This is a genomic window from Pantoea sp. SM3, assembly GCF_000963995.1.
Classification (GTDB): domain Bacteria; phylum Pseudomonadota; class Gammaproteobacteria; order Enterobacterales; family Enterobacteriaceae; genus Pantoea; species Pantoea rwandensis_B.
Window position 1 is genome coordinate 48,807 of the sequence record NZ_JZRD01000013.1, and the last position, 13,018, is coordinate 61,824.

The 13,018-nt window shown below is 51.6% G+C and carries 8 protein-coding genes; all 8 read right to left on the bottom strand.

Going from position 1 to position 13,018, the window contains the following annotated elements; translation table 11 throughout:
• Window positions 1-27 precede the first annotated feature (27 nt).
• The 8 genes from VI01_RS07775 to VI01_RS07815 all read right to left on the bottom strand — a co-directional run bounded on the left by VI01_RS07775 (window position 28) and on the right by VI01_RS07815 (window position 12,943).
• Window positions 28-870: an endonuclease/exonuclease/phosphatase family protein gene (locus VI01_RS07775; RefSeq protein ID WP_156149343.1), complete on the bottom strand. Its 843-nt coding sequence runs from the start codon at window positions 868-870 to the stop codon at window positions 28-30.
• Window positions 871-882: 12 nt separating this feature from the next.
• The gene (locus VI01_RS07780) at window positions 883-2,145 is read right to left on the bottom strand and encodes a capsule biosynthesis protein (RefSeq protein WP_045814684.1); all 1,263 of its coding nucleotides are present in this window, start codon (window positions 2,143-2,145) and stop codon (window positions 883-885) included.
• 21 nt (window positions 2,146-2,166) lie between these two features.
• Window positions 2,167-4,203, bottom strand: a complete 2,037-nt coding sequence (locus VI01_RS07785) for a capsular polysaccharide biosynthesis protein (protein ID WP_045814685.1) — start codon at window positions 4,201-4,203, stop codon at window positions 2,167-2,169.
• A 12-nt stretch (window positions 4,204-4,215) separates the two neighbouring features.
• Window positions 4,216-5,892, bottom strand: coding sequence for a polysaccharide biosynthesis/export family protein (locus VI01_RS07790; protein ID WP_045814686.1), 1,677 nt, complete (start codon window positions 5,890-5,892; stop codon window positions 4,216-4,218).
• A gap of 11 nt (window positions 5,893-5,903) precedes the next feature.
• Complete coding sequence (locus VI01_RS07795; protein ID WP_045814687.1) at window positions 5,904-7,052, bottom strand: capsule biosynthesis protein; 1,149 nt, start codon at window positions 7,050-7,052, stop codon at window positions 5,904-5,906.
• Window positions 7,053-8,085: 1,033 nt separating this feature from the next.
• Entirely contained in the window at window positions 8,086-9,309 is a 1,224-nt protein-coding gene (locus VI01_RS07805) for an HlyD family type I secretion periplasmic adaptor subunit (protein ID WP_369801870.1), read from the bottom strand.
• Window positions 9,309-11,492: a type I secretion system permease/ATPase gene (locus tag VI01_RS07810; RefSeq protein WP_045814690.1), complete on the bottom strand. Its 2,184-nt coding sequence runs from the start codon at window positions 11,490-11,492 to the stop codon at window positions 9,309-9,311. The genes VI01_RS07805 and VI01_RS07810 overlap by 1 nt, the downstream gene beginning before the upstream one ends.
• On the bottom strand, window positions 11,489-12,943 hold the full coding sequence (locus VI01_RS07815; protein WP_045814691.1) for a TolC family outer membrane protein: 1,455 nt from the start codon (window positions 12,941-12,943) through the stop codon (window positions 11,489-11,491). The genes VI01_RS07810 and VI01_RS07815 overlap by 4 nt, the downstream gene beginning before the upstream one ends.
• Window positions 12,944-13,018 lie beyond the last annotated feature (75 nt).

A 13,018-nucleotide genomic window follows, 5' to 3' on the forward strand; every position in this document is an offset into this window, starting at 1 on the left:
TTTTAAGCTATAACCTTATAGCTCCATTTAAGGGCATACCTCTGCATATAGTAGCTTATGGTCGGATAATTCTTTAGGCACATTAACCAGCTTGTAACTAGTCAATTTTGAGAATCCTTTGTAAAAAACCCTGTCACCATACCAATGATGGTCACCGTCATGATTATAAGCATTTAATTCATTGTTTTTATTTATCATTTTAAAGCCCAAAGAGACTATTGGCTCAAAATCCACATCAATATTATTATTAAAATCCCCTAGTAATAATATCCTTCTGCTTCGATCTTTTCTTAAATCACTCGCTAATTCTTCTATTTGCAGCTTATTTTTGTTTTTATCTAGAGTAAGATGTGTGACGTAAACTGATAAGTAGTCATCTTTATAATCAAACCGTGTATTTATAAACCCTCTAACTTCAGTATCTTTATCATTTTTTATTTTTTGTATTTTATACTTATTATTTACACTGAAATATAATGGAAGATCTGTTAGCAGAGCATCGCCAAAGTATGCTTTTTTCTGATAAAAGTAATACCAGTTAAAATCTATATTTTTCATCGGTGCAGCAAGGCCAACCCTAACATTACTTGAATCCGGGAACATGACCTCACTCAATGCAAGTACGTTTGGGTTTACACTTCTAACGACATTATGAATTTCGCTCCAGTGATTTTTACTGGTATAGTCACCAAAGAAATATTCTTTCGTGCTGCCATTAAACCACACATTCCAGAATGCTACTTTAAGCGGCTGATTTCCATTAATGCATTGAGTATTTGAATTATTAGATGCGAAAGAATATTGAGATGTTAAAGCGGTGCTTATAATGAATAATGAAGAAATTAAGGAAGCATGGTAACTAATTTTCATTTTTCCCTCCGCTTACAATAGTTCACGCTTAGTTAGCTCATCACCAAATATAATTGAAACATTAGCATTTTTTTTCAAAAGGTGCTCGTGGTCATGGAAGCCCGCCATATAGTAAACAGAGTTTAACTGCGTGTTAAACATTAGATAGCTTCTAAACTTCCTAAACAAGCGCATATCTGGCTTGAAGTCTGCCTGCCAGAACTGGTGTAAATGTCCCTGATACGTCAGTCCTTTGATGTCGTACAAAGCATTTCCCATCACTTTCAGTGGCTTATTATGAATCAGCGCTGAGATCCCCGCCGTACTGTTAATCGTCACTACCGCCTTAGCATGGGTCAGCAGATCCGGCATTGGTAGGTCATGCACGTAGCTTACCCTACCCACAATCCCAAACTCTTTGCTCAGTTTCTTGATCAATGGACCGTATAGGCGATGGCCGCGATCCATTGGGTGATGCTTAATCACCAGATGGCTACCTTCCGGCGCTTTGCGCGCAAACGAGAACATCACATCGTTGATGTAATTCCGCACATCATTGTACGGGCTGTGATTGCGAATCTGGCTGTCGTTGTACACCTGTAAAATTGCCAAGTAGAAACACTGGTCCAGTTCGTTTTTCAGCTTATCCAACACGTTACGCTGCTTGAAGCCGTACAGCTCTTTACGCCACCAGGCACGAATCCAACACTGCGCCTCATACCACGGTGAGAATGATTTATGGTGGCGATACTGATGAAACTCATGGCGATAGCGCCAGCCGACAAGGTAGTACCATGTCGCATGACCAATACGCTTAGCAGCCGAAGGCTTTATTTTCTCAACCTGCATGGCAGGTATTTCAGGTAAGCGACGATAAAAATCAGGATCGCGTGGCAAAGATGAGAACGCATTCACCCCGCCCTCTTCTACCGTAATGAAGTGTGGGCGCAAATAACCCTCTTCAAATGCGATAAAGCGAATCCCTTTCGCTTTTGCCCAGCGCTTAGCGGCCTGATGCATTGGGCGACAGTCACCAAAACAAAGAATCGTATCAAAGTCATACTCTTTGTGCGTATCACGCAGCCATGAGGGGAATTCTTTTGGTGTTTTGAGATAAGGCAGATATTTACGCTGGCGACAGTAAAAACGATCCCCACCGTTAAATATTACATTAACAGCTTCCCGCTCCAGCGATTCGAGCCACTCAGCGACATCATTGAAGAATGGTCCCATTGGTCCCTGCAATAGCAGATATTTTTTCCCAGACAACAACATTTTCAAAGCGTTATTGTGCATTGCTATTAACCTTTTATTTTTTTATTTAAAGGATCTAATTTTTAATTGCATTAAAGCTATTAGTTTTCGCAACTGTCTGGAAAAGTATTCCAGCCTGCTCTTCTGGATTATCATCTTTCCACGCGGGGCGTTAATCAGTAATTCTGCCGCCTCTTCTGCGCTTATCGCCGTGAGCCGTAATGGATGGATATAGGTGGGATAAGCAATCAATGCTTGGTATACCACATCCGCAAGCCCCAACTTGCGATTACGACGTGCGCTGAAATGCTCATCATTTGTTAGTCCCCAGCCCGCGTAAAAGGGCAGGCCGTAGCAATACACCTGCTTGCCGTGCAGTAGCGCTTCAAAACCTGAAAGAGAGGTCATTGTGTGGAGTTCATCAGCCATCTGGATGCATTGAATCACATCTGCATCCAGCGCCTGATAATCTGCCAGTTGGGCAATATCCTGCTCGGGAATATTCCCTTTACGGTTTCCTACCAACACATCAGGATGCGGTTTGTAGATGATGAAAGCATCAGGATTACGCTCACGCACCGTTCGCAGTAATGACAGGTTGGTATTGATGGAGAGTGTGCCGGTCTCAATAGAAGCGTCATCTTCCACTTGCCCGGGCACCAGCAGGATACGTTTACCTTCAGATCCCGCAGGCAAAGCAAAGTCGGCACCCAAGTTGTATTTACTGAGCTTACTTTCGACTAAGCGCTTATGCAGTTTCTCTGCGCGCAGCTGTTGGGCCAAGGTTAACTCGCTGTGATTCATCATCACTTCGAGGTCACTGGAGCGCCTGGCGTCGTAATAGATACCGCGTTTATCGAGCACCAATGAGAGCGGTGGCAGTAAATCTGAACCCAGCCCGGAAGAACGTAAGAAGCCATCTTCCATGCGCCACAGTGGCAGTTGGCGAGTTCTGGCTTTGTCTTGCCAGCGCTGTTCGCCACGCACGCCCCAAACAACAAATGCGGTCGCAGCACGGCAATGACGAGAGAAACTCAATTTGTTCGCCGTCGTATGCAAAAACGGTTTTAGGATCGTGGATTTCCATAGCGATAATCCCGGCGCCCAAAGATGTCCACTACGTTGTTGCTGATGACGACGCTGTAACTGCATCCAGTTCAGCACATCAAATAGTGTTGCGGCTTCACCGGTTATTGGGTCGATGTAGCGGCTGTAGCGCAGGTAAGCGGCAGCAAACAGCTCTTCCAGAGTCGAGTGACCACGGCGCTGACGCAATGACTCAGCCTGCTGATGGCGATCATCCGTTAACCCCCAACCCGCATACCAGGGCTGGCCAAAGCAGGTCACTGGTTTACCTGCCATCAAGGCTTCAAAACCATATTGTGACGTCATGACGTAGACACGTGAGACGTGGCGCAGCAATGACTGCGGGCTCACGTTATCTGCCATTAGGTGAATGCGATGCGTAGATTGTAACTGGTGGTAGTAACCCGCTTTTTTTCCCTCTAATACATCCGGGTGAACTTTAACCCAGATGGTGGAAGACGGGTTTTCTTTAATGGCCGCTTCCAGCATTGCGGCAAAATCCTCTGCTGCCGCATTGCCGTATGTCACTGACATATCGCCAAAGGTTTGATCTACCACCAGCACTAAATTGCTGGTCAGGCTTTCTCCCGCCAAAAATGTCGGGGCCTGATTATATTTCGACAGATCTTCAGTCACGATGGTGTGGATCGCTTCCTTCGCCTCAGCCACTAACGCCTGATTAGCCGTGCGCTCGTGAATTAAGCGCTCTAGAGCACTTGGTCGGCTAGCATCGTAATAGATGCCTTCATCATCCAACACCATTGAAAGCGGCGGCGCACCATTTACACCTAAGCCAAGCGAGCGGATAAAACCGTCTTCCAAGCGCAGTATCGACTTACCCGCAGCCTGCGCTATTTCAACCGGTTTACGGGCGCTGGGGCGATGTCCCCAGACCGCAACAGTATCGATCTCATCGGGAATCGGACGCAGTGCAGAGAGTTTCTGGCACGGCTGTGCCAGAAAGTTATCCAAATGCGGAACACGCCAGATGCCCGAAGAGAAGATACCAATCATGTCTTAATGTCCTTAAATCGACAGAATCACTTTCGCACCCACCGCCAGCTGGTAGAGGATGGTGGAAATACCACGTGTCACTTCGATGTTCTTCGATTCGTACTTGGGCAGCACCATCAGCTCATCGCCAGGATTCAGCGAATCAACATCCTCGCCGTTCTCGGCAGCACCGTTCTGACGAATCACCACAATCTTGGCGTTACCCGATTTCTGCGTCAGACCACCGCACTTCTCGATGTAATCTTTCGGGCTCATGCCCTTTTCCCAGCTCACCGCATTCGGGAACAGCACTTCGCCATGCACCATCACCAGTGAAGTTTTCTGCGGGATGTTAATCACGTCGCCGTCTTCCAGCAGAATCGAATCGAGGTTCTTCTCGTTAAGAATCACTTCACCCTTCGGCACCACGTTGCGCGCTTTGTTGACAAAGCGGCTGATTAGCTGTGCTTCCTGCATACGCAGGCTGGCTTCTTCTTTGGTGGAGGATTGGGCAGAGAGCGAGGCTTCTTCCAGCTTCTGTAAGGACAGATCCAGCATCTCTTTCTGACGCTGTGCCACTGACGGACGATAAAGCTGGATGGCGCTCATCTCAGACATGCTGTTAGTGCGAATCTTCGCTAACACCGCACGCATGCTCGAACCGTATGGCAGCACCATCGCGTGTTCGCCAGAATGCGCACCTTCAACACGAACCTGAATAGTGCCGGCATAGCGATCGGTGCTGACAATCAGCGTATCGCCATCCTGCAACATGCGGCCCGGCGCAGAACTGATCGGGTAATACTCGCTCCGCTTCTGCAAACCCTGCTGACGTATGATGGTGATGTTGGTTGCACCTGGCTTGGCGCGTGCCCATTCCAACGCTTCGGTCACCGGAATGCTGCTGTTGCGGAATTCGAAGTCGTAGCTGTTAAACACATCACCTTGCACGCTGAAAGTGTGCTGGCGCGGCCCAACCACAATGGTGTCGCCGTCTGCGAACTGCGACAGACCGAGTTTGCCGTTGAGCAGAAAGTCATACAGGTTGATGTTGGAACGCACACGGTTGCCGCGCTTCACCACAATATCCACATAGCTGCCGCGATCCGGATCGACACCGCCCGCTTTGATCAGGTAGTTGAGCAAGGAATCGGAGGTCACGCCACCGTACAGGCCAGGACTGCGGACAAATCCCGTCACATACACTTTCACTGGTTGTGCTTGCAGCAGTGAGGCATACACGCTGACGTTAGCCTGATAAACCTGTTTTACCTTGGTAGTGATCAGCGCGTTCAGCTGGCTGTTGCTGACGCCCGCTACCTGCACTGGCCCCACATTCGGCAGGAAGATATTGCCTTTCGGATCAACCTGCAGAGCGCCATCAAAGGTGAATGCGCCCCACAAACGCACCTGAATGCTGTCGCCAGGATTGAGTACGTAGCCAGGGTTAAAGCCAACGGTCGCGCCGCTATCGGCGCTGGTGCCGTTAAACAGCTGTGCGCCGAACATGCGGCTCATCATCGCCGGTGCTACCGGGCGCGGGGTGTTATCGAACCCATCGCTGCTCTGCACCTGGCTCTGCTGGCCGGTGAGGAACGAAGGCAGCGGCGCGGCACCGGTCAGATTCGGATCGGCGTTAATATCGACGGCCGCGCTGGCGGAGGTGGCTTGCCAGACAGCAAGCAGTATTAGTGACTTCAATAATTTCATGACGAACTCAATTAATCCCGGTGATCTTCAACAACAGCCAACAGCAGTTTCAGCGTGCCGAACAGTAAGCAGCACACCAGCAACCAGCAGGCGATCAAATAAGGTGTATTGGGGAAAGTGGATTCCTGCGGCTGCTGCGGTGAGCTGATCACCGAAAGCACTTTCAGCTTGCGCGCCGCTTCCACGCGGGTTTTCTCAATCGAGGTGAGTGCCAGTTTGTACAGCTCAGTATCAAACGCCACCCTAGATTTAATCTCTTCAAAATCCACCGCCATACGGTTCAGCTTGTGGCCCTGAGGCGCGGTGATTTTGCTTTTTTCAGCGTCAATCTGCGCTTGTAAGGACGAGATGGCGTTTTGCGCACTCACTACCTGTGGCGCGTCATCACGCAGATAGGTCAGCAGGTTGCGCAGATCGGCTTCCATCTGGATTTTCTGACCCATTAGGGTATTGACCAGAGTGCTGGCAGCCAGCGCCTGCGCTTCCGGGTCCAGCACGTTGTTGCTGTTCTGGTAAGCGAGCAATTCACCTTTACTGGCATCCAGTCGAGCACGTGATTTTTCCATCTCCGCTTCAGCAAACGAGAGCTGATCGCGCGCAATACGGTGCGACAGTTCGTTGATAAAGCGCTCGGATTCCTTCAATACCGCCTTGTTAAACTTCAGCGCGAATTCCGGGCTGAAGCCTTGAGTTTGAATATCTAACAGTCCAGTTTTGTCGTCGTATGCAATACTGATACGGTCGCGGTAATACTGCAGGAAGCGCTCTGCGGTCTCTTCCTTCGCCAGATGATTCAGGAAATCCCAGCCGCTATGGCTGAAGGCTTCATGGAAATCGAGTTGTTTGTCCAACACGCGCAGCATGTCCGGCGAGTTGATGTACTCCTTTAAATAGAGCGCATCTTCGGCCGAGCTGGGATTCGAGGCACCCAGCAACAAGCCAAAATTAAGGCTACTGCTGGTGAGATCATCAGAACGTTTAATCGCGACTTTGGATTCGCTCATATAGCGCGGCTGGCTGAAAATCACCAGATAGATCAGCAGCAGCGCCATCGGCAGCAGAATGATAATTTTCGCCAGGTGTTTCTGGATTTCCGCCAGTGAAATAGCAGGAAAACGCGAACGCATCGTGGATGCGGCGGACTTCACTTTCATCAACATGTAACAGTCATCAATTATTGTTAGGGTGTCCAAACTGCAATTCAGGTTTGGCGATATCTCTCACACCCACTTCTCCATGGTCAGCCGAAAATTTGTACAAGGCTGGTTATTTTTATTCAGTCAACGGGTAATCAAAAGCGCAGGGACCCAAAGATTCTGCACCCTATTTGCGGGTTCCTAGATTCGATTGGGTCATGCTGAGAGTTGAGGCTAAGCGCCGGATGCCGCTCAACCAACACGGTAGAAACTGAAGAAATCAATCCCGGCCAAATGCTGCCGCTTTGCTGCTCCTGAAAAACAACCTGCTTCATGTCAGTTCCTTTGCATGGTGTTTAGCAAATGCTGTCGCCGTACTCCCAAAATCGCGGAAGCATAACTGCTAATCTTGTTAACATTTCTGTTCTATCCCACCTGAAAACCAGACGGTTTTTCTCGCTGCGTGACAAGTTAAGGCGTGCACATAAGCATCCGCTTAACGGGTAGTGAGGTAAGCTCTTTTTATTATTTTTCACTGCGACGCTCACGGAAAAATCTGAAGTGAGCAAGGGATAGAAATTCGACACTCTATGTAACATACAGCAACAGACGGCACAAGAATTTTAAGCATATTCTTATTGAACCCTTACATGTTCAGCGGTCGATTCTTAACCATAAAAAAGCACCCACTGGTATAAAACGCTTTAATTCATCTGGTTAACGAAGGTTTAAGTCAAATCCTCAACAAGCTTCACTAATTCGCACTAAAATTTTCTAAAAATGTCAAAAAGCTTCCAGTAATTACCATTGCGACCTATGAGGTCAAAGTAAAGCGATAAAAGCTTCTTAGAAATGCCTTGGTTAGCTGCACGCTTTCAGCATTAAATATGGCGAACAGGTAAGCGCTTATGCTGAATAAAAAATGTCGCCACCTCGCAAAATGTCACCTCTCTGCACCCTAATAAACATCAATTTCCTTTAAGTCACCCAGCTCACAGACACAAAAAAGCCGCCGTTGACTCCTCAGCGGCGGCTTTTAAACATGCACGATATGCGATTAACGTTCGCGCATCGCCTCTTTGGCTTTATTAAACGGTTTCACCAGATAATCCATGATGGTCTTCTCGCCAGTCTTGATATCAACCGTAGAAACCATCCCCGGACTGATCGAGTAGCGCTTACCGGCTTTGTTCTGCACGTAGTCGTTATCAGTGCGGATAAACACGCGATAGTAGTAAATCTCCGGCTTCACCTCATCCTGGATGGTATCCGGTGAAATGCTTTCCACCACGCCGTTCATCCCACCATAAATCGCGTAGTCATAGGCCGAGATCTTCACCACCGCACGCTGGCCGGGATGGATAAAGGCAATATCACGCGGTGACAGGCGCGCCTCAATCAGCAACCGGTCGTTTAACGGCACGATGTTCATCAGTTCCCCGTTGGGAGGAATCACCCCGCCGACGGTGGAGACTTTGATGTTTTTCACGATGCCGTTCATCGGTGAACGGATGGTCAGGCGCGTCACCGTATCTTCGCGCCCTTTGATCACCTCAGCCAGGCTGTCCGCTTCGGCACTGGCTTTTGCCAACTCCTCACGCGCCTGCACATAGTATTGCGAGCGCATGTCGGTGAGTTTTAGCTCCAGATCCGATTTATCACGCTGCAAACGCAGCACTTCGACGCTACTGGCGGCACCGGTTTTGGCCAGCTTTTGTGTGATCGCCAATTCCTTGTTCGCCAACGCCAGCGACTCGTTGAACTGCTTCGTCGAGTCAGCAAGCTGAGCGCGTTTGGTTTTGTACAACCGCGTCTCAGAGGCAATCAAATCAGGATAGGCTTTGAGCTCATTGGGGAACGTAAGGGGATCGTCGTTGACCTCGGCTCTCAGGCGCGAGGCCGCTGCCAGTGCCGCACGATAACGCGCCGCACTTTCACCGACGCTGGATTGCGAGCGCGTGGGATCCAGACGCGCCACTACCTGCCCCGCCTTCACCCGATCACCTTCGTGCACATACAGCTCGGTGAGGATCCCACCTTCTAAGGATTGCAGCACCTGGTCACGCGAACTCGGGATCACTTTACCCGTGCCGGTTGAGACTTCATCCAGCGTGCCGAACCAGGCCCACACCAGCGATATCAGGATCAACGCGGCACTGATGGTGATCAGCCTGACCGCTCCGGTGTAGTGGGTCTCGGATTTCAGCTCCCCCAACAGGTCGTCAGAGGAATCGACTTCTGCCGCGGTGACCAGCCGCAGTTTGCCGGGAAGTTGCTTCATCATGGGCGAACCTCCGATGGATTACCGCCGGCACGCGGTGGCGGCAACGCATTCTCTTTCGGGCTGTCCATCACCAGTTGCCCATCTTTCAGCACCAGCACGCGATCCACCAGCGCAAGGATCGCCGCACGGTGCGTCGCCACGATCAGCGTGCGGCCATTCAGCCACGCGCCCAGACGTTCGATGAACTCCTTCTCGGTATGATCATCCAGCGCCGCCGTAGGTTCATCCAGCAGGATAATGTTGGGATCGCGCAACAGCATGCGAGCCAGTAGCACTGACTGGCGCTGACCGCCCGATAAGCCTATCCCGCCTTCCATCACCGGATGATCGAGACCGAGTGGCAAACGACGAATGAAATCCGCCCCACCGCTGACCGTTAATGCACCGAAGATGGCATCGTCAGTCGCGTGGGCCGCGCCCATGGTGAGGTTTTCACGCAGTGTGCCGTGGAACAGGCGTGCGTTTTGCGTCATCAAACCCACGTTGCGCCGCACATCCGAGACATCAATATGTGGCAAGCTGAGGTTATCCAGACGCAGCTCACCGCCCACCAGATCCATGCCGCCGATCATCGCCTGCAACAAGGTGGATTTGCCCGAACCGTTGCGACCCAGCACGGCAATACGTTCACCCGGTTTGATGGTCAGGCTTTTGATGCGCAGCGCGATGGTGAGGGAATCGGTGTAATAGCGGAACATCGCATCATTGAACTGATAATGGCCAAACAGCACCGGACAATGGATGCGCGTCTCGTCTTTACTGTTCTCCACCGGCAGATTCATCAATGCATCCAGACTGCCTTTGGCGGCTTTCACCTGCTGCCAGCGAGCCAGCACACCACACAACGTCGCCATGGGGGCAATCATGCGCGAAGAGAGCAGCGAAGCCGCAACAATCGCACCGGTGGTGATATCGCCGTTGATCACCATCGGCGCACCGACCACGATCACGCTGGCATACACCAACCCCTGCACCGTGACACCCCAGCTGATCAGCGAATGCATCACTTTGCGCATCTCCACACCGGATTGCGCCGTAATGCGAATGTAGCTGTTCCACTGTTGCAGGAAACGATCTTCCGCCTGCATCAACTTGATGTCCTCCAGCCCCTGCACACTCTCCACCAGCACGGCATTACGCAGCGTCGATTCCTTCAGGTTTTGCTGCGCCAGCTTTGACAACTTCTTCTGGCTGAGAATGCCGGGCAGCACCATCAGGATCACCGAAATCGGCGCAATCCACGCCAGCTGTGGCGCAATGATCGCCATCACCAGCATAAACAGCAGGAAGAACGGCATATCAACAATGGCGGAAACGGTGGTTGAGGTCACCATTTCGCGGATCGATTCCAGCTCGCGCAGCTGCGAAATAAAAGTACCGGTGGAACGCGGCACCGCACTATTACGCAGCCGCAGCGCATGACCAAACACGCGATCCGAAACACGCATATCGGCACGTTTACCTAGCAGGTCAGTGACATGATCGCGCCCGACACGCAGGACGTAGGTGAACACCACGGAGATAATCACCCCGATATAGAGGACATACAGCGTGGGATAAGATTGCGCCGGAATCACGCGGTCATACACCTGCATCGAGAAGATAATGCCAACCATCGCCAGCAGGTTGAGCAGGAAGGATCCCAGCATCACGTGGCCATAAGGCCGCAGGTCGTGCAGCACCAGACGCCGCAGCCAATCTGGCTTGACCGTTGCCAGATAGCGATCGACGCGGCTGTCTTTGGCGGCGGTGACCGGACGTAATGCGGCGGCAAAACGAATCTCCGGCAGCAGCGTTTCCAGCGCAACGGGTGCCGGTTGCTCATCTCCCGAAAAGTGCACACGCACTTCATCTTCACCATCGAAGTTGGTGATGACACCGACCTGCCCGTCGGCCAGTTCTACCGCCAGTGGCAAACGCCAGCTGGTGATTTCCCACTTGTTCTCTTCGTACAGTTGGAGCGATAACCCCGCCTGGCGCGCTAAATGGCGCAGCGCTTTGTCGCGCGTCTGTTTACCCTGCCATTCGGCGGCGGCCATGATCATGCCCGGAGAACAGGGCAAACGATAATGGGTGGCGATCTGGATGATCGCCGTCGCCCATCCATTTAACGGAACGTGCCCGTCGGCACCACTGCTGGTATCACCGTTCGGGGCATCGGGAATTTGTAACTGGGTCATGGCTGGATCTCCACATTCTGGATCCGCTGATTATTCAACGCGAACGCCGATCGGATATGCCCGGTGCTGTATAAGCAATCGAGTTGCAACGATCGTAATTGACTGATGGTTTGCTGCAGGGTGAAACGGGTCTGGAACACTTCCTGCTCGGCGTTAAGCACGTCCAGCAGCGGACGGGTGCCGAGTTGCAAATACTGATCCTGATAGAGCTGCTGGGTTTTCTCACCCAGCGTCTGTTGCCGCCCCATAATCGCCAGACTTTGCGACAAGCTAAGGGCTGCACTTTGCGATTCACTGAGTTGCTGCCGTGCTTTCAAGCGCGCGGAATTGACGGCCGCGTTGGCGGCTTGCAAGGCGTTGGCAGCGGCGTCACGCGCGGCAGTGATCCCGCCTCCCTGATAGATCGGCATCTCCACTTTGACGAAGGCCTGATACTGAGTGCGATCGAGCGTTTCGCTGCCGGAGTAATGATTGTTGAGGTAGTGCGTCACCTGGGGTTCCAGCGAAATCGTTGGCAGGTTCTGCGCGTTAGCATTATCCAGTTTTGCCTGTGCCTGATTGGCCTGTGCCCATGCCGACAGCACCGCCGGGTTGAGTTTGTCATCCGCTTTACCCACCGAGCAGGAGCGTGTCAGGTTCACCGGAAAATCTTCATTCACTTTCTTCACCAGCGGCCAACCGAGGTAGGTCGCCAGCGTGGCACGCCAACGATCGAGGTTGGCCTGATACTGAATCAGCGTGGTGCGTGCACCTTCAATACGTGCATCCGTTTGCGTGGCATCGGAGAGCGAAGCCGCGCCTTCATCATTTCGCTGACGGGCCAGATCGCCAATTTTGCTTAGTGCATCGAGCTGCTGCTGGGCAATCTTCACCAGTTGCTGATAGCCCTGCACTTCCACCAGCGCGGAAGCCGTGTCATGTGCCACCGTATCAATACTCACCAGCACGTTGGCTTGTTCCATCGCCACGCCGGCTTCAGCGGATCGCACCGAGCTGCTGACTTTGCCAAAGTCATATAACATCTGCGAAACCGATAACACAAACGATGGGCTGAACCCCTTCTCGGTATAGGCATTGCTATAGCCGTTGTTCATCCCGCCACTGATCTGCGGATAATATTTGGCTTTCGCCACATCCACCTGGTTGGCCTGTTCCAGCATTTTGCCCACCGCCTGCGCGATATCTGGATGCCACTGAATGGCACGCTGTACGGCCTGGTTGATGGTGAGCGAATCCGGGACGTGAGCCAATGCGGGTTCGGCCACTTCACCGGTTAATGACGGCAGATCCTGCTGCTGTTGCGCCAGGCCTGCGGAGGTGATTCGGCTGGCCGAGGTGAGCGCATCACTGGCAGCCATGATTTGTGAACAATGAAATAAAGCGATGCCCGCACAGAAGACGCTGAGCTTAGAGTAACGGCGAGTTGGAGCGCCTGATTGCATCAAATCCATCGATAATCCACCAGTCAGTAAAAGGAAAGGGGCTCATCCATGAGCCCTTACTGCATCCTTGCTAAGCGCGGCCCC